General features: G+C 70.3%; 18 protein-coding genes. 8 read left to right on the top strand and 10 right to left on the bottom strand.

Translation table 11 applies throughout. From position 1 onward, the window contains the following. Nucleotides 1-77: 77 nt before the first annotated feature. Nucleotides 78-1,682, top strand: a complete 1,605-nt coding sequence (locus VFZ70_10040; protein ID HEX6256134.1) for an amidohydrolase — start codon at nucleotides 78-80, stop codon at nucleotides 1,680-1,682. Nucleotides 1,683-1,789: 107 nt separating this feature from the next. Further along, nucleotides 1,790-2,965, top strand: a complete 1,176-nt coding sequence (locus tag VFZ70_10035) for an aromatic ring-hydroxylating dioxygenase subunit alpha (protein HEX6256133.1) — start codon at nucleotides 1,790-1,792, stop codon at nucleotides 2,963-2,965. On the opposite strand, the gene VFZ70_10030 is transcribed toward VFZ70_10035, so the two are convergent. Continuing rightward, on the bottom strand, nucleotides 2,917-4,086 hold the full coding sequence (locus VFZ70_10030; GenBank protein ID HEX6256132.1) for an MFS transporter: 1,170 nt from the start codon (nucleotides 4,084-4,086) through the stop codon (nucleotides 2,917-2,919). The genes VFZ70_10035 and VFZ70_10030 overlap by 49 nt on opposite strands. A 115-nt stretch (nucleotides 4,087-4,201) precedes the next feature. On the opposite strand from VFZ70_10030, the gene VFZ70_10025 reads away from it, so the two are divergent. Both VFZ70_10025 and VFZ70_10020 read left to right on the top strand, forming a co-directional pair. Further along, nucleotides 4,202-5,578: an aspartate aminotransferase family protein gene (locus VFZ70_10025; GenBank protein ID HEX6256131.1), complete on the top strand. Its 1,377-nt coding sequence runs from the start codon at nucleotides 4,202-4,204 to the stop codon at nucleotides 5,576-5,578. A 5-nt stretch (nucleotides 5,579-5,583) separates the two neighbouring features. Then, entirely contained in the window at nucleotides 5,584-6,714 is a 1,131-nt protein-coding gene (locus VFZ70_10020; GenBank protein HEX6256130.1) for an ABC transporter ATP-binding protein, read from the top strand. 130 nt (nucleotides 6,715-6,844) lie between these two features. Here the strand turns inward: VFZ70_10020 and VFZ70_10015 are convergent, their stop codons facing one another. The 4 genes from VFZ70_10015 to VFZ70_10000 are packed head-to-tail and all read right to left on the bottom strand — an operon-like array spanning nucleotide 6,845 to nucleotide 10,659. Continuing rightward, entirely contained in the window at nucleotides 6,845-7,783 is a 939-nt protein-coding gene (locus VFZ70_10015; GenBank protein HEX6256129.1) for an ABC transporter permease, read from the bottom strand. After that, nucleotides 7,780-8,709, bottom strand: a complete 930-nt coding sequence (locus tag VFZ70_10010; protein ID HEX6256128.1) for an ABC transporter permease — start codon at nucleotides 8,707-8,709, stop codon at nucleotides 7,780-7,782. The genes VFZ70_10015 and VFZ70_10010 overlap by 4 nt, the downstream gene beginning before the upstream one ends. Beyond that, nucleotides 8,702-10,006 carry an extracellular solute-binding protein gene (locus VFZ70_10005; protein ID HEX6256127.1) on the bottom strand — a complete coding sequence of 435 codons (1,305 nt, stop codon included), beginning with the start codon at nucleotides 10,004-10,006 and terminating at the stop codon, nucleotides 8,702-8,704. Before VFZ70_10005 ends, VFZ70_10010 begins: the two co-directional genes overlap by 8 nt. Before the next feature lie 17 nt (nucleotides 10,007-10,023). After that, the gene (locus tag VFZ70_10000; GenBank protein ID HEX6256126.1) at nucleotides 10,024-10,659 is read right to left on the bottom strand and encodes a TetR/AcrR family transcriptional regulator; all 636 of its coding nucleotides are present in this window, start codon (nucleotides 10,657-10,659) and stop codon (nucleotides 10,024-10,026) included. 180 nt (nucleotides 10,660-10,839) lie between these two features. On the opposite strand from VFZ70_10000, the gene VFZ70_09995 reads away from it, so the two are divergent. The 3 genes from VFZ70_09995 to VFZ70_09985 are packed head-to-tail and all read left to right on the top strand — an operon-like array spanning nucleotide 10,840 to nucleotide 15,832. After that, the gene (locus VFZ70_09995) at nucleotides 10,840-12,510 is read left to right on the top strand and encodes an NAD(P)/FAD-dependent oxidoreductase (GenBank protein ID HEX6256125.1); all 1,671 of its coding nucleotides are present in this window, start codon (nucleotides 10,840-10,842) and stop codon (nucleotides 12,508-12,510) included. Then, nucleotides 12,507-14,651, top strand: coding sequence for an acetate--CoA ligase family protein (locus VFZ70_09990; protein ID HEX6256124.1), 2,145 nt, complete (start codon nucleotides 12,507-12,509; stop codon nucleotides 14,649-14,651). The genes VFZ70_09995 and VFZ70_09990 overlap by 4 nt, the downstream gene beginning before the upstream one ends. Nucleotides 14,652-14,662: 11 nt before the next feature. Continuing rightward, complete coding sequence (locus tag VFZ70_09985; GenBank protein HEX6256123.1) at nucleotides 14,663-15,832, top strand: acyl-CoA dehydrogenase family protein; 1,170 nt, start codon at nucleotides 14,663-14,665, stop codon at nucleotides 15,830-15,832. Nucleotides 15,833-15,884: 52 nt separating this feature from the next. On the opposite strand, the gene VFZ70_09980 is transcribed toward VFZ70_09985, so the two are convergent. Beyond that, nucleotides 15,885-17,369, bottom strand: coding sequence for a hypothetical protein (locus VFZ70_09980; GenBank protein HEX6256122.1), 1,485 nt, complete (start codon nucleotides 17,367-17,369; stop codon nucleotides 15,885-15,887). A 68-nt stretch (nucleotides 17,370-17,437) separates the two neighbouring features. Then, complete coding sequence (locus VFZ70_09975) at nucleotides 17,438-17,905, bottom strand: Lrp/AsnC family transcriptional regulator (GenBank protein HEX6256121.1); 468 nt, start codon at nucleotides 17,903-17,905, stop codon at nucleotides 17,438-17,440. A gap of 144 nt (nucleotides 17,906-18,049) precedes the next feature. Here VFZ70_09975 and hppD point away from each other — a divergent pair, with 144 nt between their 5' ends. Beyond that, entirely contained in the window at nucleotides 18,050-19,237 is a 1,188-nt protein-coding gene (gene hppD, locus VFZ70_09970; protein HEX6256120.1) for a 4-hydroxyphenylpyruvate dioxygenase, read from the top strand. A gap of 85 nt (nucleotides 19,238-19,322) precedes the next feature. On the opposite strand, the gene VFZ70_09965 is transcribed toward hppD, so the two are convergent. The 3 genes from VFZ70_09965 to VFZ70_09955 are packed head-to-tail and all read right to left on the bottom strand — an operon-like array spanning nucleotide 19,323 to nucleotide 21,384. Continuing rightward, nucleotides 19,323-20,033 carry an inorganic diphosphatase gene (locus VFZ70_09965; GenBank protein HEX6256119.1) on the bottom strand — a complete coding sequence of 237 codons (711 nt, stop codon included), beginning with the start codon at nucleotides 20,031-20,033 and terminating at the stop codon, nucleotides 19,323-19,325. Nucleotides 20,034-20,086: 53 nt separating this feature from the next. Further along, complete coding sequence (locus tag VFZ70_09960; protein HEX6256118.1) at nucleotides 20,087-20,902, bottom strand: fructosamine kinase family protein; 816 nt, start codon at nucleotides 20,900-20,902, stop codon at nucleotides 20,087-20,089. Beyond that, nucleotides 20,899-21,384 carry a low molecular weight protein-tyrosine-phosphatase gene (locus VFZ70_09955; GenBank protein ID HEX6256117.1) on the bottom strand — a complete coding sequence of 162 codons (486 nt, stop codon included), beginning with the start codon at nucleotides 21,382-21,384 and terminating at the stop codon, nucleotides 20,899-20,901. The genes VFZ70_09960 and VFZ70_09955 overlap by 4 nt, the downstream gene beginning before the upstream one ends. Nucleotides 21,385-21,386: the final 2 nt, after the last annotated feature.

The following is a 21,386-nucleotide window of genomic DNA, read 5'->3' as shown; positions in this document are numbered from 1 at the left end:
CCGGTCGGACGCACGAGGCGGACAACGGATGCACGGCGCCTGTTTCCCGCGACGGCCTCAGCCCGTAGCATCCGCGCATGCTGCTGACCGCTGCCACGATCTGGACGGGGACCGGTGCCGTGATCGATGCCGGCACCATCGCGATCGAGGGTGGGCGCATCGCCGCGATCACGACCGGACCGCCACCATCGGGAACCTCGGCGTCCGATGTCATCGACCTGCCCGGTCACACGATCCTGCCCGGCTTCCAGGACGCGCACTGCCATCCCGGCCACGGTGGTGTGCGGCGGTTGTCGTGCGACCTGACCGACGCCGACAGCAGACCCGCCTGCGTGTCGGCGGTGGCGGCGTACGCGCTGGCCAACCCGCACGACCCGTGGGTCACCGGCGGTGGATGGAGGATGTCGCACTTCCCCGGCGGAAACCCGAGACGCGAGGACCTCGACCGGGTCGTGCCCGACCGGCCCGTCTTCCTCGTCAACGCCGACGGGCACGGCGCCTGGGTCAACAGCCGCGCGCTCGAACTGGCCGGCGTCGCCGCCGACACACCCGATCCCGTCGACGGTCGGATCGAACGGGATCCCGATGGTGGTCCGACCGGCGCGTTGCACGAGGGCGCCATGGACCTGGTGCGCCGGCACCTTCCGCCGTCCGGTCCCGACCGGCAGGTCGAAGCACATCGTGCGGGCCAGCAGCACCTGCATGAACTGGGCGTCACCGCCTGGAGCGACGCGTGGGTCACACCGGCCGAGCTGGCCGCCTATCAGACGCTGGCGGATGCAGGCGAGCTGACCGCACGCGTGACGGCGGCGCTGTGGTGGGAACGCGACCGCGGACTCGAGCAGATCGACGACCTGGTCGCGCAGCGCGGTGCCACCCACGGCGAGCGCCTGTCAGCCGGCACGGTCAAGATCATGGCCGACGGCGTGGTCGAGAACGGCACGGCGGCCATGCTCGAGCCCTACCTCGACCCCGACGGCGGACCGACGACCAACGTGGGGCTGCGCCACCTCGACCCGGAGCTGTTGACCGCCGCCGTGGTCGAGCTGGACCGGCTGGGATTCCAGGTGCACGTCCACGCGATCGGCGACGCGGCCGTCCGGGACGCGCTCGACGCGTTCGCGGCCGCACGCCGGGCCGGGGGGAGCGGTCGCCGGCACACCATCGCGCACCTGCAGGTCGTCGCGGCGGAGGACCTGCCGCGGTTCGCAGAACTCGGCGTGATCGCCAACGCTCAGCCCTACTGGGCCCAGTTCGAACCGCAGATGACCGAGCTCACCCTTCCTCTGCTCGGTCCGGTCCGCGGAGACCTGCAGTACCCGTGGGCCGGTCTGCTCGCGCATGGCGCCGTGCTCGCCTTCGGCAGCGACTGGCCGGTATCGACCGCCGACCCGCTGCGTGGCGTCGAGGTCGCGATCACGCGCACCGACCCGGAGCATCGCGGCGCCCAGCCCTTCCTGCCCGAGCAGCGCATCGGGCTGCACGACGCGCTGGTGGCCGCGACGCGCGGCAGTGCGTTCGTCAACGGCACCGCAGACTCGACCGGAACGGTCGCGCCAGGGATGGCAGCCGATCTCGCCGTGCTGGACGGTCGGCTCGTGGGCCGCGATGCCGTGGCACCCGCGGACCTGACCGTCGCGCTGACGATGGTCGACGGAGTCATCGTGCACGAAGCGCCTTGAACGGAGATTCAAATACTGCGACAATCATCGCGGAGCCTGGTTCCACGAGACACGGGGTTGACCGGCTTCGCCGGACAAGCAGCCACGGGCGGCCAGGAGGTGTGACGGTGTCCGCGCCAGCGCTCGACCCGGCAGATCTCGCGCGCAGCGCCGCCCCGCACGCGCAGGCGCGCACGTTGCCGGGCGCCGCCTATCACGCCGCCGACGTCTTCGCATGGGAGCAGCGTGAGCTGCTACCCCGGTCGTGGGTCTGCGTCGGGCGCAGCGACGACCTCGCCACGCCCGGTGACCGCCGCGCGCTGTCGGTCGGAGCCGAGCCCGTGGTGCTCACCCGGGACAGCGATGGTGGGCTGCACGCGCTGTCGAACGTGTGCCGCCACCGTGGCCACGAGGTGGTCGCGGCCGGCGACAGCTCCGGCACGACGCTGCAGTGCCCGTACCACGCGTGGACCTACGGCCTTGACGGGCGCTTCCGGGGCGGTCCGCGGCTGCGCCAGACTCCCGACTTCGACCGCACCGACCCGTCGCACGGCCTCGTCGCACTGCACGTCGCCGAGTGGCGGGGCTGGATGTTCGTCGCGGCCACGACCCACCCGCCGGCGTTCGCCGCGTGGGTCGACGGGCTCGACGCGATCATCGGTCCGTACGGCCTCGAACGCATCCGCACGGTCGTGACGCACGACTACGAGGTCGCGGCCAACTGGAAGCTGCTGATCGAGAACTACCACGAGTGCTACCACTGCGACGAGATCCACCCGGAGCTGCGCAGGGTCAGCTCGCCGCGCAGCGGGACCGACATGGTCCCGAGCGGTGCGTGGCGCGGCGGCACGATGGAACTGCTGGACGGCGCCGAGACGATGTCGCTCGATGGGCGCAGCCGTGGTGTCGTGATGCCCGGTCTCGACCCGGCCCTGCGCACGACCGTCTGGTACGTCAGCGTGTTCCCGAACCTGCTGCTGTCGGTGCACCCCGACTACGTGATGACGCATGTCCTGCGACCGCTCGCGCCGGACCGCACCGCCGTCAGCTGCAGTTGGTTGTTCCCGCCCGAGGCGGTGGACCGACCCGGGTTCGACCCGTCGTACGCCGTCGAGTTCTGGGACATCACGAACCAGCAGGACTGGGCGGCCTGCGAAGGGGTGCAGCGCGGCGTGGGCGGCATCGGCTACCGGCAGGGGCCGTTCAGCGGCGACGAGGCGTCGGTGCACCGCTTCGTCCAGCAGATCGCGAACGCCTACCTCACCGGCACGTCGGGTGCCGTCCTCGCAGATCGCGCCGACTGACGCCGCCGGCGTTCGCCGACGGCGGCCGCGAGCAGCATGCATGCGGGCGCGATCACGAGCGCGAGCAGTGCGGTCCGCAGCCCGAAGCGGTCGCCCACCCAGCCCATGACCGGCGGGCCGACCACGAAGCCGCTGTAGCCGACGGCGGTGATCGCGGCGATCGCCCTGCCCGCGTCGGCCGCGCCGCCGACCATGCCGAACGCCGCCGGCGCGGCGACCGACAGGAAGAACCCCAACAGCAGGAACGCGCCGCCGGCGACCGCCGTCGTCGATGCTCCGACCACTGTGGCGCCGGCGACCAGCGAGCCGGCGCCCGAGACCAGCAGGGTCGCATGACGGCCAAGCCGGTACAGCACACGCGCGGCGAACAGGCGGCCGGCCGTGATCGCCAGGGCGAACGCGGCGAAGGCGACCGCGGCGCCCATGACCGGGCCCTGCAGCGTCGTGCGCACGAACAGCACCGCCCAGCCATCCATCGAGCCCTCGATGAAGAACGCGCACAGCACGACCAGGGCGGCGATCTGCAGGTCAGGGCGTCCACGCAGGACTCCCAGCGCCAGGCCGGGCGGGGGCGGTACCCCCTCGGACGGCGGCTCGTGGGGAATCAGAGCGACCACCGCGATGGCGGCGAGCCCGTGGGCGAGGCCGATGGAGACGAGCACCGCCGCTGGCAGCCAGCCCGCTGTGGTGGCGGTCGCCGCGAGCAGCGCGCCCGTGGCGCCGCCGGCACCGTATCCGGCATGGATGATCTGCAGCGCGGGGCGGTCGGTCGCCGCCTCGATCTCACCGCCCGCCAGGTTGACGAGCACGTCCACCATCCCGATGCCCACACCGAGCACCGCGAACGCCGGGGCCAGCCAGGGGCCCGTGGCGACCCCGACGAGCAGGCTCGCGGCGCCGGCCAGCCCGAACGCGGCCGCCAGGGCGTGGTGACGCGCCGGGCGCACCATGAGATCGCCGCCGAACGTCATCGTGGCGATGGCCGTGACGGACGTGACAGAGAACAGCCCACCGATCGCGGCCAGCGTCAGGCCGCGCACGTCCAGGTACTCGACGAGCACGACCGCCCACGCGCCCCAGAACGCGCCGTACACGCCATAGCCGAGCACCAGTGCGCTCACGCCGTGTTGCGGCGACCGCGGGCGTGGGCGCGACGCCTGGGCGGTCCGGCCATTGCCCGAGGGAGCCATCGCTGAGTATCGTATTCGAACGGCCGTTCAAATTTGGAGTCGATCCATGCTGACAGAGCCGCTGACCACGAACGAGCAGGCAGCGATCGAGAAGCTGATCGCCGAGCAGGAGCAGGTGTTCCTCCGCGGCCAGTCGCGGTCCGCGGAGTTGCTGGCGGAGGCCCGGCAGGTCCTCGCGGGCGGTGGCACATCGAGCTGGCAGATCGCCCGTCCGCAGATGATCTGGTTGTCCCACGGCGCAGGCTCCACGATGGTCGATGCCGATGGGCGATCGTACGTGGACATGCACGGCGGCTACGGCGTCGGCGTCGCGGGCCACGGTCACCCCGCGATCGTCGCGGCGGTCACCGGTCGCGTCCCGCGGGGTACGCACTTCGCGCAACCCACGCCCGACGCGATCGTGGTCGCGACCGAGTTGGCGCGGCGTTGGGGTCTGCCGTTGTGGCGGTTCGGCAACTCGGGCACCGAGGCGACGATGGACGCCGTCCACCTGATGCGGGCGATCTCAGGGCGCGATCGCATCCTCAAGGCCGAGGGCTGCTACCACGGCCACCATGACTCGGTGATGGTCTCCGTCGCCAACGAGATCGACGAGATCGGTCCGGCGACGCGACCGACGTCCGCGGCGGCCGGAGCGGGGATCCCGGGCGTGCTGACCGACCTGACGACGATCGTGCCGTTCAACGACCTCGATGCCGTCGCGCGGGCATTGGACGAACACGCTGGCGAGATCGCGGGCATGATCGTCGAGCCCATCATGATGAACGCCGGCATCATCCCGCCGGACGACGGTTATCTGGCAGGGCTGAAGGAACTGCTGCACGACCACGACGTGTTGCTGGCGTTCGACGAGGTCAAGACGGGCATCACCACCGCTGCGGGCGGTGTCACCGAGGTCTCGGGTGTGACGCCCGACATCGTCACCCTCGCCAAGGCGCTGGGCGGCGGCGTTCCGTGCGGGGCGATCGGTGGCACGGCCGACGTCATGGCCTACATCGCCGATGGCCGCTACGAACAGGTCGGGACCTTCAACGGAAACCCCCTGACGATGGCCGCGGCGCGTGCGATGCTGACCGAGGTGACCACCCCCGAGGCGTACGCGCACCTCAATGCGCTGCGCGACCAGTTGGTCGACGGCGCGGCGGAGATCGTCGAGCGCTACGGGCTGCCGGCATATCCGCTGGGCTTCGGCGCCAAGGGCAGTGTCACGTTCGCTTCCGAGCGCGTTCGCAACTATCGTGACTTCATGCGGATCGACGATCAGCTGTCGCACCTGCACTGGCTGTTCCAGCACAACAACGGCGTGTTCCTTCCGCCATGGGGCAAGGCCGAGCAGTGGACGCTGTCGGTGCAGCACTCGCATGACGACGCCGCACTGTTCCTGTCGAACTTCGAGGCCTTCGCGGCCGCGCTCCGCGGATAGCGGCAATGGCGGCTGAGCGCGTCCACCTGGCGGGGCTGACGAAACGCTTCCGGGACGTGGTCGCGGTCGACGCCATCGACCTGGATGTCACCGCCGGTGAGTTCTTCTCGCTGCTGGGCCCCTCGGGATGCGGCAAGACGACGACACTGCGGCTGATCGCCGGGTTCGAACGCCCCGACGGCGGCGAGATCCGCGTCGGCGGGGTCGACATGTCCACCACGCCGCCGCATCGCCGGCCGGTGAACACCGTCTTCCAGCACTACGCGCTGTTCCCCCACCTGAGCGTGCACGACAACGTCGGGTTCGGGCTGCGGTTCACGGATGCGGGCACCGACGAGCGCCGCCGCCGCATCGCCGAGGCGTTGGAACTGGTCCAGCTCGGCGACCTGGGGCGGCGGATGCCGGCGCAGCTGTCGGGTGGACAGCAGCAGCGAGTGGCGCTGGCCCGTGCGCTGGTGCTCAGCCCGTCGGTGCTGTTGCTCGACGAGCCGCTCGGTGCCCTGGACGCCAAGCTGCGCAAGCTGCTGCAGGTCGAGCTGAAGGCGCTGCAGGAGCGTGTGGGCATCACCTTCCTGTACGTCACGCACGATCAGGAGGAGGCGCTGACGATGTCGGATCGCCTGGCGGTGATGGACGCCGGAAGGATCCGCCAGGTCGGCACGCCGCGCGCGGTGTACGAGTCACCGGAACACGCGTTCGTCGCCGACTTCCTCGGCGCCGCCAACCTGCTGGACGCCCAGGCCACAGGGGTCGACCAGGACGGCCGCGTCCGGGTCCGCATCGACGATCTGGAGCTGCGCGCGTCCGCCGCCGGCCGTGAGCTCAGCGGGCCCGTGAAGCTGGTCATCCGCCCTGAGCGGGTGGTGCTCGATGCCGTGGACAGTGCCACCGTGACCCAGGAGAACACGCTGCGCGGCGTGGTTGAGCGGACGGTGTTCCAAGGTCCGGTCACACAGGTGATCGTCGGGTTGTCGGGACAGCGGCGGGTGCAGGCGCTGCTGGCCAACCAAGGCGGCGACGCGGGGTGGCCCGCCGGCGCCACGGTGGCGGTCCATCTGCCGGCGGCGGCGCTCCGTGCCCTGCCGGTCGAGCGCACGCAGACCGAAGCGGAGGCCGCTGCGGCCGTGGCCCCCTGATCTGCGACGCCCGGCTGCATACGCGGGCGGGGACCTCCCGAGGAGCGGGAGTCGGTCGTCAGGTCCCGGCATCGAAGCCGACGCGGCCCGACTCGTACGGGTGGGTGGTGATCACTCGGGCGTCCGCGCTCTACAGGTCGAACTGTGCGAGGTCCTCGACCGCGGAGCCGCGCTCCCCCGAGCGGCTGCGGCTGCGGCGCAGCGCGATGCCTGCGCCGACGACCGCGACCAGTGTGATGACCAGCAGGATCGTGGCCAGCGCGTTCAGCGCCGGCGTCGGCCCCAGGCGCGTGCTGCTGTACAGGCGCACCGGCAGCGTGATCGAGTCCTGACCCGCCGACAGGAACGCCGAGATCACGAAGTCGTCGATCGAGATCGCGAACACCAGCGCGAGGGCGGCGTAGATGGCGGGCAGCAGCAGGGGCAGCAGCACCAGGCGCATCGCCTGCCAGCGTGACGCGCCCAGGTCCATGGCCGCCTCCTCGTACTGGGCGGTCACGGCGAACAGGCGGCCGCGCAGCACGACCACCACGTAGCTGATCGTGAAGGTGACGTGTCCGAGCAGCTGCGCGGGCGTGCCGAGCTCGACGAAGCCAAAGAGGTTGGTGAACACCAGGAACAGGGCGACGCCCATCACGATCTCGGGCGTGATCAGCGGGAACAGCATCAGGGTGTTCGCCGCGCGGGCTCCCCGGCCCTGCCACCGGGCCAGGCCGACCGCCAGCCCGATGCCGAGCGGTGTGGCGATCAGCATTGTGAGCACGGCGATCTTCAGGCTCTGCATCAACGACGCACGCAGTGCCGGGTCGCTGACCACCGACAGCGCCGGGTCGGTCACGTACCAGCGCAGCGAGAAGCCCTGCCACGCGCTGCGGGAGCGGCCGGCGTTGAACGAGAACTGGATCGCGATGAGCACGGGGACCAGCGCCCACACCAGGTACAGCGCGGTGAACGCCGCCAGCCATCGCGGCCGTCGCCATGGGTTCGCCAACCACTCCCGCACCCGCTCCACCCGCGACCGACGTTCGGTGCGGTCCGCTGCCGGCCGGGTCGTCGCCTCCCCACTCATGCGCGTGCCTGTCGGGTCTCACGCGCCACGCTGAACAGGTAGTAGCTCATCAGCAGCCCCACGAACGCCATCAACACGACCGTGATCGCCGCGCCCTCGGTCCCACCGATGCCCGAGCTGATGAACTGGTCGATCTCGTTGCCGATCATGCGGGTGCGCGGCGATCCTGACAGCAGGTTGGGCGTGTAGTAGTCACCGAACATCGGGAGCATGATCAGCACGGTGCCGGCGAGGATCCCCTGGCGCGAGAGCGGAAGCGTGACCCGCGTGAACGTCCGGAACGGGCTGGCGCCAAGATCCCGCGACGCCTCGAGCAGGTCCTCGCCGATGCGGTCCAGCGCGGCGTACAGCGGCAGGATGAAGTACGGGATGTAGCCGTACACAAGTCCGAGGACCACTGTCGACGAGCGTCCCGCCAGCCAGTCCTGTGGCGCGCTGAGCAGCCCGAGCGCCACCATCGCCTGGTTCGCCAGACCGTCGACCGACAGCAGGTTGACCCACGCCAGCATCCGCATGATGTAGTTGATCCAGAACGGCAGGATCAGCAGCACGAGCAGCGGGACCTTCCAGCGGCCCGCGCGGCGCGCGATGAAGTACGCCACGGGATAGCCGATCACGATGCACAGGGCCGATGCGACCACCACATAGGTCACCGTCCGCAGGAAGAGCGGGGTCAGTCGCCCGCCCGCGAGGTCCTGCAGCACGCCGATGAACGTGGTCGGATCCCAATGGAGCGGGTTCCACACCGGCTGGGCGAGACCGAACAGCGGATCGATCGTGCCCATGGCGACGGCGAGGATCGCGTAGAACGGGACCACGAACAGCAGGAGCAGCCAGACCACGCCTGGGAGGGCGAACAGCGGCCACAGCAGGTTGCGATCCGACGTACGGCCCTGGCCGCTGTGGACGGCCGCCCGGTCAGGCACCGGCCTGCGCCGACGCCCACACCCGCTGCCACAGCTGATCGGCCTCCGGCGTCAGCTGCAACGGCACCTGCCCCCGCTCGAAGTCGCCCTCACGCACCACCGCCGACTCGAGGTTCGGCGGCACCCACTCGTCGGCGACGAGGGTGTCCGGGTTGATCGACGTCAGCGGTGGCTGGTAGCCGGTCCACCCGAAGTTGTGCAGCGCGTTGTCATTGTCGAGCATGAAGTTGAGGAACTCGTGTGCGAGCACGGGGTGCTCGGCGTTCGCCGTGATGACCATGGTGTCGTTCGCGATGAGCCCCCCGGCGTCGCCGCCTCCCGACGGGGGCCAGTAGTAGCGCAGCACCGATGGATCGCCGCCTTTGGGCATGTAGTACTGCGCGTTGACCATGTCGCCCGACCACGCGTGGTGGATGCCGAGCTTGTTCTCCGGCAGCTTGATGTACGCGCCGTCGATCGAGTAGCGGATGTTGACCAGATCAACCAGCTCGGACAAGCTGGCGCCCGCCTCCTCCAGCACGACCGGGTCGGTGGTGTTGGGATCGAGCACGCCGTTGTGGAACAGCGCGACCGAGATGGTCTCGCGGTTGTCGTCGTACAGCCCCACCTCGCCCTTGTACTGCGGGTCCCAGAAGATGTCCCAGGGGTTGTCGATGCTCTCGGGATCGAGCTCGACGCGGTCGGTGCGCCATGCCAGCCCGGTCTGGTAGATGGCGTACGGCACGCTGTAGCGCGAGCCCGCGTCGTAGTACGGGTCAGCCAGCTCGGCCCACACGTTGGCGTCGAGGTTCGGCAGGTAGTCGTGGTTGAGCGGCTGCAGCAGCTTGCCCGCCACGTACTTGGGCAGCACAGGTGAGGTCGGGAAGAAGACGTCGACCTGCAGCTCGCCGGACGCCAGCTTCCGCAGAGCCTCGTCGAGGTTGTAGAAGGTGGTCAGTTCGTAGTCGACGCCGAACTCCTTGCTGAAGCGCTTGAGCGTGTCGACGTTGAGGTAGTCCGCCCAGTTGTAGATCTGGAGCGGACCGGCCTCGGGCTCGAGTCCCGACTCGATCGATGGGATGTCGTCGAAGAGGGGCTGCTCGACGGGCTCTCCCGGTGAACCGATCGCGAGCCCGCCCGTGTCATCGGGTGCGCTGCTGGTCGCCTCGGATGCACCGCCGCCAGCGTCATCGGTCGTGGTGGCCGCACCGCCACAGGCGGTGAGCAGCGCCCCGCCGGCGACGCCTCCGGACAGACGCAGGAAGTCGCGTCTGGACAGCCCACGTGGAAGGATGAGGCGTTCTTTGGGATGGCGCATCGAGCTTCTCCTCTGGGTCAGTGGGTCGTCACCTCATCGAGCTGGAAGTCGAGGCGGCGCATTGCATGGGCCAGCGACACCGACAGCATGTGGGCGCCGTCGACGTCTGCGTCGTCCAGCGCGACCTGGAGCGCGAGGCCGTCCATGAGCGCGGCGAGCTCGAGTGCGAACTCATGGGGATCGATCACCGTCGCGAAGACGGCGCGGCGCTGCCCGGAGCGCACGACGTCGGCGATGGTCGAACGCCACCTCCGATCCAGTGCCGCGCGACGTCGGGCGACGTCGGGATCGTGCAACGCGCGTGCCCACAGCTCCACCCAGAGCCGCCACTCGGCGTCCACGCCATCGTGGGCGTCAGGTGTCGACGGGCACGACCCGGCGATCAGCTCGGCCAGCTGCCGCCGCGGGTCGTCGATCGCCGAGATCGCGCGGAAGGTGTGCAGGTAGAACGCGTCCTCGGCTGCCGCGAGCGCCTCGGCGAGCAGGCGGTCCTTGCTGTCGAAGTAGTACAGGATCAGCCCGGTGCTCATCGCGGCGGCCTCGGCGATGTCTGTGATCCTCGCCTCGCACAGTCCCCGGTCGCTGATGACGTGAGCTGCCGCGTCGAGGATCTGCTGCCGACGTTGCTCGTGTTGCGCGGGTCGTGAAGCCAACGATCGTCTCCGTAGGTCCTTGATTCTGTATTCAAGACAACGGACCGAAGGACGTCAACCTGCACCGACGGCTGGGATCGCCCGCACAGGCGCGAGCTCGCCGACTCGCAGACCTTCCGCATGCCGGCGACGGTCGGCTACGCTCCAACAAGTTTGAATGGCGACTCAAGAGGATTGCGCATGCGGACGAACGGCTACGACGCGGTCGTCATCGGCGGGGGCCACAACGGGTTGGTCGCCGCCGCCTACCTCGCGCGCAGCGGGGCGCGGGTCGTCGTGTGCGAGGCCCGTCACAAGGTCGGTGGCGCCGCGGCGACGGATGCACCGTGGCCCGACGCGCCCGAGTTCAAGGTGACGACGTACTCGTACGTGATGAGCCTCATGCCCGGGGAGATCATCCGCGACCTCGAGCTCGCGCGCCACGGGTACAAGGTGCACCCGATGGGCCCGTACTACGTCGCGTTCCCCGACGGCGGCTCGCTGACGATCGGCTCGGAGGACGTGGCCAGCGACACGGCTGCCATCAAGCGGTTCAGCGCGCGTGACGCGTCCGCCTACCCTCGGTGGAAGGAGTGGCTGGGCGGCATCGCCGACGTGCTCGCGCCCCTGCTGCTGACCGTCCCGCCCAGGCTGGGCTCGCGCGATCCCCAGGATCTGGTCGACCAGCTCAAGCTGCTCTGGCGCCTGCGCGGGCTGGACAGCCGCCGCATCGGCGACGTCACCCGGCTGCTCACGATGAGCATCGGTGACCTGCTCGACGACTGGTTCGAGTCCGAGCAGGTCAAGGCCGCGCTCGCTGTCGACGGTGTGATCGGCACGTGGGCAGGTCCACGCGCCCCCGGCACCGCCTACGTGCTCGCCCACCACGAGATCGGCGATGTCGGCGTCGGCCTCGGCTCGTGGGGATACCCCGAGGGTGGCATGGGAGCAGTGTCCGACGCGATCCATGCGTCCGCCGTCTCGGCCGGTGCCGAGGTGCGCCTGCATGCGCCCGTCGAGCGGGTGCTCATTCGTGACGGCCGCGCGACGGGCGTCGTGCTGGAAGGCGGCGAGGAGCTGTACGCGTCGACCGTCGTCACCACCATCCACCCCCAGATCACGTTCCTGCGCCAGATCGACGCGCGCGACCTGCCGGCCGACTTCGTCGAGGCCATCACCCGGTGGAGGTCGCGGTCCGGCACGGTCAAGATCAACCTGGCCCTGTCGGCACTGCCGGACTTCATCGCTGATCCGGGTACCACCGCCGGTGTGCACCACGGCGGTGCCATCGAGCTCAGCCACTCCATCGACTACCTCGAGGACGCGTTCCAGGAGGCGCGTGCCGGGCGACCTGCCGCCCGTCCGTTCTCCGACGGTGTCATCCCGACGGTGTTCGACCGCACGCTGTGTCCGGACGGGTACCACATCATGTCGCTGTTCACGCAGTGGGTGCCCGCGACCTGGGCCGACGAGCAGGACCGGGACGCGCTCGAGGCGTACGCCGACCGGGTCATCGCCGGGTACACGGAGCTCGCGCCGAACTTCGCCGACGCGATCGTCCATCGGCAGGTGCTGGGTCCGAAGGACATGGCCGACGAGCTCGGACTCGTCGGCGGCAACATCTTCCACGGTGAGCTGTCCGCCAACCAGCTGTTCCACATGCGCCCGGCCGCCGGCCACGCCGACTACCGGTCCCCCATCGTCGGGCTGTACCAGGCCTCGTCGGCCACGCACGCCGGTGGTGGGGTGTGCGGGATCCCCGCGATGCTGGCCGTGCGTCAGATCATCAGCGACCGTACGAGGGCCGCACGCCGACGCCGGCGATTCGTGCCGGCGCGCGATGACGGTCGCGGGCGCGCAGCGGCTTCGTGACGCGCGCGGCGATCGGCGAGACTGCGACCGTGGACGTCGCAGGGCACAGTGCGCTGCAGCCGCTGCTCGATGCGCGGTCGGTCGCGGTCGTCGGTGCCAGTCCGCGACCCGGTGCGGTCGGTCGCCTCGCCATGGACCAGCTGCTAGGCGGGGGGTTCACGGGCGCCGTGCACCCCGTCAACCCGCGCCACGACGACGTGTGCGGTCTCCCGTGCGCCCCCACGCTGGAGGACATCGGCGCAACGGTCGATCTGGTGGTGCTGGCTGTCGGCGCGCGGCGGCTCGAAGCGCAGCTCGAGTCCGCCGCCGAGACGGGTGTACGGGCAGCCGTCGTCTTCGCCAGTGCCCACGAGCACGACGCGGGAGTCACGCCGCTGCCGTCGCGCCTCGCGGCGATCGCCCGCACGGCGGGCATGGCACTGTGCGGCCCGAACAGTATGGGGTTCGTCCACCTCGACGTCGGGCTTCGGGCGACCGGTTACGACCAACCGTTGGACCTGGCGCCCGGTCCGGTCGCGCTGCTGACGCATTCCGGTTCGCTGTTCACGTCGATGCTCCACAACCGACGGGGCGTGCGGTTCAACCTGGCGGTCTCGACGGGCCAGGAACTGGTCACCACCATGGCCGACTATCTGCGCTACGCCGTTGCGCGAGCCACGACGCGGGTGGTGGCGCTGTTCTGCGAGACGGTCCGCGATCCGGACGGGTTCGTCGCCGCGCTCGCCGAGGCCCGGCGCCGCGACGTCGCCGTGGTGGCGTTGACCGTCGGTCGCCACGCCGAGTCCCGTGCCCTGGTCACAGCCCACTCCGGTGCGTTGGCGGGGGCCGACGGCGCGTACGAGGCGGTGTTCGACGCCTACGGGGTGCACCGGGTGCGCACGATCGATGAGCTGCTCGACACCGCCGCCGTACTGGCGATGGATCGCGCCGCAGCACCCGGTGGGCTCGCGGTCATGCACGACTCCGGTGGCGAGCGGGCCCACGTGCTGGACCTCGCGCTCGACGGCGGCGTGCCGCTGGCGGAGCTGGCGCCGCGGACCCGCGCGGCGTTGGCCGCGGTCCTCGACCCTGGCCTGCCTGCCACGAACCCGCTGGACGTGTGGGGCAGCAGCGTCGGGTTCCACGACGTGTTCATGGCGTGCGGCACGGCACTGTTGCGAGACCCCGACACGGCCGTGCTGGCCTTCTGCGTCGACTTGCCGGACCGCGACGACGACAGCTACCCGCGCATCGCCCGCGAACTGCATGCCGGGACCGACAAGCCGGTGGTCGTCCTGGCCAACGTGGCCGGCGCGGTCAATCCGGTCGTCGCCGATCAGTTGCGCTCCGATGGGATCGTCGTGCTCGAGGGGACGGCGACGGGACTGGCGGCGCTCTCGCACCTGCTGGCCCGCCGTGACCGGCGATCGCCCGCGCCGGAGACGGTGCCCGCGGTCGGCGACCCCGAGGTGCGGGAGCGCTGGCGCAGCCGGCTGCGCGACCGGGCGGTGTGGGACGAGGCGGACGCACTCGCGCTCCTGGCTGAGCATGGAGTGCCGGTCGTTGCGCACCGCCGTGCCGACACCGCTGATGACGCCGTCAGGGCGGCCGCGGACCTCGGCTACCCGGTGGCGGTCAAGACCGCAGCACCAGGGATCGGTCACAAGACCGACCTCGGCGGCGTCCACCTCGGGCTCGGCGATGCAGCGGCGGTCCGCGCCGCCTATGACCAGGTGGCCGCTCGGCTCGGGCGTGACGTGACGGTCGCGGCGATGACCCCGCCAGGCGTCGAGTTGGCGCTCGGCGTCACCGTCGATCCGGCGTTCGGCCCGCTGCTCGTCGTCGGCGCCGGTGGTGTGCTGGTCGAGATCATCGAAGACCGCCGCGTTGCGCTCCCGCCGGTCGGTCCTGCCCGCGCTCGCCGCCTCCTCGACGACCTGGTGCTGGCGCCGGTGCTGCGTGGCGTGCGTGGTGGACCTGCGGTCGATCTCGCTGGCGTGGCCGCGACCATCGCCGCGCTGTCGCAGGTCGCGGTCGACCTCGGCGATCTGCTGACCGCCGTGGACATCAACCCGTTGGTCTGTCGAGCCGACGGCTGCGTGGCGGTCGACGCACTGGTGGTCCCGGCCGTCGCGGACGCGGCGGAGGTCGGAGAGAGGTGAGGTGAGCGCCGATGGACGTGCTGTCGACCGACGATCTGGACCTGCAGGAGCGGACGCGGGCGTTCGTCGACGCCGAGCTGATCCCGTACGAGGTCGAGGCGGAACTGCACGGCGGGCACCTGCCCGACGAGGTGCTGGACCGCCAGCGTCGCCGGGCCGCCGAGCTCGGGCTGCTCGGCATCAGCGTGCCGGCCGGGTACGGCGGCCCGGGCTACTCCGTGTTGCAGCAGGCACTGGTGTCCGAGCAGATCGGCCGCGTGACCAACACGCTGGGCTGGATCGTGACCACGCCGCCGCGCTGGCTGGCGGAGGTCGCCACACCGCAGCAGCTCGATCGCTGGGTGCTGCCGACGTTCCGCGGTGAGCGCCACGAGTGCTACGCGATCACCGAGGAGGGTGCCGGCTCCGACGTCGACGGCATCGCCGCGACGGCCTCCCGTGTCGACGGCGGCTGGGTGCTGCGCGGCGAGAAGTGGCACGTGACGTCGGCCAACCTGTCGGACTGGTGCCTGTTCCAGGCCAAGGTGGCCGACGGACCGCACGCGGGTGCCCACGCACTGTTCGCCGTCGACCTCGACGCAGCCGGCATCCGGGTGGTCCGCACGCCGATGTATGCGCAGGTGTCGGCCCACGAGCATCCGGTGATCGCGTTCGACGATGTCCGGGTCGGCGACGACGCCCTCGTCGGCGCGCTCGACGACGGCATGCGTTGGACCCACGAGTGGTTCCGCTACGAACGTCTGATGATCGCCGCACGCTGCTGCGGCGCCGCCGACCGCTTGATCGAGGAGGTCTCGGCGTTCGCCGAACAGCGGCAGACCTTCGGTCGTGCCCTGCTCGACCACCAGGCTCCGGCGTTCATGCTCGCCGACGCCGTGACCGAGTTGTGGGCGGCTCGTCTCATGACCTATCGCACGGCCGCCGAGATGGACGCCGGAGCCGACGTCAAGCGCCAGCACGCGCATTGCTCGATGGTCAAGCTGTACGCATCCGAGATGGCCAATCGGGTCGCCGACCGCGCGGTGCAGATCTTCGGTGGCCGCGGCTCCATGCGGGAGAACGTCGCCGAGCGCTTCTACCGTGAACTGCGCGTCGACCGCATCTGGGAGGGGCCGTCGGAGATCCAGCGCATGATCATCACGGACCAGTTGCGCAAACGTGGCATCGGCATCACCCGGTAGCCCACGCTCTCCGACGTCGGCGCACACATCGGCGGGTCCGGACCGCGGTCGGTCAGGCGGCGGGCATCGGCCAGGTGTGGACCGGTTCCCCGGTGCGCATGGCGTCGATGTAGCGGTCGGTCATCGCGACCAGGGCCCGCGCGCGGCCGAGCCGCGGTTCGAGGGCTGCCGTGGCGTGGTGCTGCCACCGGGCGCCGGTGCGTCCCGTGTTGACGCGGGCGTCGAGCAGGGCGAACAGGTCGTCGACATCGCCGGCCTCGACCCCGTGGTCGAGCAGGGCCTGCCGGGCGGGTTCCAGCAGCTGCAGTGCCAGCTCGCGGGCGCCGATACGCTCGAGTCCGGTGCGGTTGAACGGGGACGCCAGCGTGGCGTCGATGCCGTCCCTGGCCGCGGCGAGGAAGTTGTCGCGGGCCTGCTCGAACGGGAGCATCGTCGTCCATGCGTTGATCTCGGGCATGGCCGCCAACGTCAGGCCGAGGGCGAAGGCGGCGTTGGCCACCATGTCGACCGACGTCGGCCCGGCGGGCAACGCTCGCAGCTCCACGCGCAGGTGACCGCCAGCGCCCGGGTCGTACACCGCGCGATTCCAGGTCCAGATCGATCCGAGGTGCATGCGCAGCTCGTCCAGGCCTGGGATCGACCCGACGTGCACCGCGGCGCGGGGATCCTCGTCCGACAGGATGGGCAGCAGCGGCTCGTGGGTGCGGACCGCGTCGGCGAAGGCTTCCATCGCGTGGCGCTCCAGCCACCGCGAACCGAACGACACGCGTGACGGCAGCGTGCGCCGACGGTGACCGTCACGGAAGTCAACCGACTGTTTGAACAGTGCGATCCGCGTCTCGTCCCACAGCCGGTGCTCCAGGAAGAACGGCGAGTTGCCCGCGATCGCCAGTGCGGGCGCCGTCGCGAGCTGCGCGGCGTTGTACAGGTCGACGAACCGTCCGGGGGCCACCCGGATGTGCAGCTGGAACGATGTGTTCGCACCCTCGAGCGAGACATCGTCGGCTTCGGCGACCAGGTGGTCGTCGCCGGAGATGTCGATGCGGTAGGGCTCGGACCGCAGCACCCGGAGGCGGTGATCGAGTGCCTTGTAGCGCGCTTCGTCGGTGACCGACGACGGACCCAGGTCGCCGACGCGCATCGTGGGCAGCGTGCCGATGGCGACCGCGGCGCCCCCGAGGTCCGCGGCGGCGGCGTCGACGATGGCGTAGACCTCGTCCATCTCTGCATGCATCGCAGCGAACGGGGCTCCCGCCAGCGGCAGCGGGGTCATGTTTCCCTCGAGGTTGCAGCGGTTGACCTCCTTGGTCAGCCGCCCGTCGGTGATGCGGTCGTGCACCTCGGCGTTGGAGAGCAGCGGCGCTCGCTCGTCATCGACGATGAACAGCTCCAGTTCTGCGCCCATCGTCTGCTCGCCCTCGCCGAAGCCGGGCGTTGACAGCAGGACGTCGAGTGCCATCAGGCACTGGTCGAGCTTCTCGCGCATCCGCTCGTACTCGTGCTCCGAGAACTGCTCGCGGTCCACCGCGTCTGCCATCAGACCTCACCGTGCTCGCCCGACCCGTGTCACCATCCGCAGGACACCATGCTCCGAACGGGTCACGACTAGTCCTCGATCGAGGAGCGCAGCAACGGCACCGTGCGGTGGGCGATCAGGGTCCGCAGCACGATGGTGGTCGCGATCCGCACGACCGAGTCGTCGGCGACGACCCGATCGATGACTCGTTGCAGATCGCTGTTGGACCGGGCTGCCACGCGGACGAGCAGGTCGCCGGGGCCCGTGACGGTGTGGGCCTCGAGCACCTCGGGGATATCGGTCAGGTGACGCGTCACCGCATCGTGGCCGAGCCCCTGCCGGATCTCGAGCGTGCAGAACGCGGTCACGGGATGACCCAGGCCGGCGACGTCCAGATCAGGTCCGAACCCCTGGAGCGTCCCATCACGTTCGAGACGCCGCAGCCGCGCCTGGACGGTCGCGCGGGCGACGCCGAGACGGCGTGACGCCTCGAGCACGCTGATGCGGGGCTCGGTGTCGAACAACGTCAGGATCTCTGCATCCAGGCGGTCGACCATGTGCCCTCCGTCCGGTACAAATTGAACAGTGATCGCGACATGTGCGTGAGCGAACTGTACAGAATGTGCAGCCAATAGCGGTGATATTGTCAATCCGGTCGCAGTCGAACACAGTGGGTGTGTCGCGCGACTGAGGAGGACCACATGACCGCTCGGCTCACTGAGACCCCGCCCGACGCCGTCGATGAGGAGCGTCTGCTCGGCCTCGTCGACCACGATCCACAGACGGATCCGTTTCCCGTCAACGCCCTGGACGCCGTCGTCTTCGTGGTCGGTAACGCGACCCAGACCGCGCACTTCTACCAGTCGGCGTTCGGCATGGAGCTCGTCGCCTACGAGGGCCCGGAGACCGGCGAGCCGGACCACAAGGCGTTCATGCTGCGCTCCGGCAGCGCTCGGTTCGTCGTGAAGGGTGGGGTGAGGCCCGACAGTCCGTTGCTCGACCACCACCGCGCACACGGCGACGGCGTCGTGGATCTGGCCATCGACGTCCCGGACGTCGACCGGTGCATCGCGCGCGCGCGCGAGCAGGGCGCAACGATCCTGGTCGAACCGCACGACAGCAGCGACGAGCACGGCACGGTGCGCACCGCCGCGATCGCGACGTACGGCCAGACCCGCCACACCCTGGTCGACCGCTCGCATTACGACGGTCCCTACCTGCCCGGCTACGTCGCGCGTTCGTCGAGCTACGTGAAGCGCGACGGGGCGCCGCGCCGGATCTTCCAGGCCGTCGACCACTGCGTCGGCAACGTCGAACTGGGCGCGATGGACACCTGGGTCGAGTTCTACAACCGCGTCATGGGCTTCACCAACATGGCCGAGTTCATCGGCGACGACATCGCCACGGAGTACTCGGCGTTGATGTCGAAGGTGGTCGCCAGCGGCAACCACCGCGTCAAGTTCCCGCTCAACGAGCCGGCCGTGAGCAGGCGCAGGTCCCAGATCGACGAGTACCTGGAGTTCTACGACGGGCCGGGCTGCCAGCACATCGCGCTGGCGACCGGCGACATCCTCACCTCGGTCGACGCGCTGCGCGCCGAGGGGGTCGAGTTCCTGTCGACACCGGACACCTACTACGACGACCCCGAGCTGCGCGAGCGGATCGGCAAGGTGCGCGTGCCGATCGACGAGCTCAAGTCACGGGGCGTGCTCGTTGACCGTGACGAGGACGGCTACCTGCTGCAGATCTTCACGCGCCCCATCGGTGACCGCCCCACGGTGTTCTTCGAGCTGATCGAGCGTCACGGCTCGCTCGGGTTCGGCAAGGGCAACTTCAAGGCGCTGTTCGAGTCGATCGAGCGGGAGCAGGAACTGCGCGGCAACCTGTAGCGGTCGCCACCTTCAGCGTGGCGGCGCGTGCCGGCGGCCGGTGTCGGTTGCCTCGCCGGACCTCGAGCGGCCGCGACGCCGATGACTACGTGGGCCTGCCCGGCACGTAGGGCGTCCAGGGCATGACGGGCTGCGGCTCCTCGAGGTTGCGGTAGCGCTCGAAGTCTCGTTCGAGCTCCTCGAGCGCCCGCTGGCGCGAGCCGAACCCGTCGACCGTCACCTTCTTCTGCTCGAGGTCCTTGTAGATCGAGAAGAAGTGTGAGATCTCGTTGAGCAGGTGGTCGGGAACGTCGTCCAGTTCCTTGATGAACTCCCAGGCCGGGTCCTTGCTGGGCACGGTGATGATCTTGGTGTCGCGGCCCTTGTCGTCGGTCATGTAGAACACGCCGACCACGCGCGCCGAGATCACACAGCCGGGGAACGTCGGGTCGCCGAGGATGACCAGCGCGTCGAGCGGGTCACCGTCCTCACCCCAGGCCTCGGCGACGAAGCCGTAGTCGCCCGGGTACTGCACGGCGGTGAACAGCTTGCGGTCGAGCCGGAACCGGCCGGTCTCGGTGTCCCATTCGTACTTGTTGCGTGAGCCCTTGGGGATCTCGACGTACACGTCGATGATCGTCGGCTCGGGGTCGTCGCTGGTGTCCTCGGCCCGGCGACGCTCCTCGGACTCCTGCGCGTCGCCCTGGGCCTGCTGCTCGGGATGCTTGGTCCGGCCGTCGCCACCCTCCGACCGTCCACCATCGGAGCTCTGCGCCTGGGCCTCCGCCTCGTCCGCGCTCTGGTCCTGCGACGACATCGTGTCTCCTTGCCTGCCCGTCTCGTCCGTCGCCGGCCCGGATCCGCGAGCCGCTACGTCCATCCGAGCCGGTCCAGCCTGTCGACCACGCCGCCGACGTAGCTGGCGCCGAAGTGCCACACGTGGATCAGCAGGTGATACAGCTGCAGCGCCGGGCGACGCTGCGCTGCGCCGCTCGGCAGCGGCCACACGGAGTCGTACCCATTGAAGAACGCCTCAGGCACACCGCCGAACATCGCCGTGAACGCCATCTCCAGCTCGCGGTCGGCCATCCACACAGCGGGATCGATCAGCCAGCGACCGTCGATGATGTTGCCGCTCCACAGGTCGCCGTGCACCAGGCTCGGCGTCGGCTCGTGCGCGCCGAGCAGCGCGGGCAGTGGGCCGACGATCGCGCGTTCGATGCGGGCACGCACGGTGCCGGGCAACGCGTCGGCGGCCAGCAGAGGCCGCAGGCGGTGCTCGGCGAAGAAGGCCGACCAGTCGTCGGACCATCCGCCCGGCTGCACCGCCCGCCCCAGCAGGTTGTCGCGGTGCCAGCCGAAGCGTCCGTCGCCGCCGTCCCGGTGCACGGTCGCGACCCGTGCGCCGAGATCGTGCCAGGCGGGGGCGCCCTGCACGTGGCGGAGGACCAGGACGTCACCCTCGGCACCCAGCACCGCGGGCACGGGCGCGCCCGCGGCGTCCAGCGCCCGCAGGCCGTCGACCTCCACGTCCACGGCGTACGGGGCCTGCTTGACCGCGACCGGGCTCCCGTCGTCAAGTGTTCCGGCCCACACCTGGCAGATCATGCCGCCACCCAGCGGCCGCGGGTCGTGCAGTCGCCCGAGATGGCCGGGCAGGGCCGGTGGGCCCGACGCGGCCGTCATGCGGTGGTGTCGCCGTCGAGCCGCTCGACGATGTCGTCGACCAGGCCGTCGGCGGCGGCCCGGCAGATCCTGACGACCTCCGTGAAGCCCTGCCGTCCCCCGTAGTAGGGGTCGGGCACGTCCGGCCTGGTCGCGTCGGCGTCGTAGTCGCGGAACAGGCGGATGCGCGAACGGACGTCGTCGTCGGGCGCCATGGCCCGCAGGTCCGCCAGGTTGTCCCGGTCCATCGCGAGGATGAGGTCCCACTCCCCCAGTTCGTCCGCAGTGACCTGACGCGCGGAGCCGTGCAGTCGCAGACCGTCCTCGCTCGCCGCGGCACGCATGCGGCGGTCCGGCGGGCGCCCGACGTGCCAGTCGCCGATCCCCGCCGAGTCCAGCACGACCCGGTTGGCGATGCCGACGTCGATCAACGCCTCGAGCGTGGCCGCCTCGGCCGTCGGCGACCGGCAGATGTTGCCGAGGCAGACGAAGAGCACGCGCATGC

The organism is Euzebyales bacterium (assembly GCA_036374135.1).
Classification (GTDB): Bacteria; Actinomycetota; Nitriliruptoria; order Euzebyales; family JAHELV01; genus JAHELV01.
This window is presented reverse-complemented; position numbering and strand designations above follow the sequence as displayed.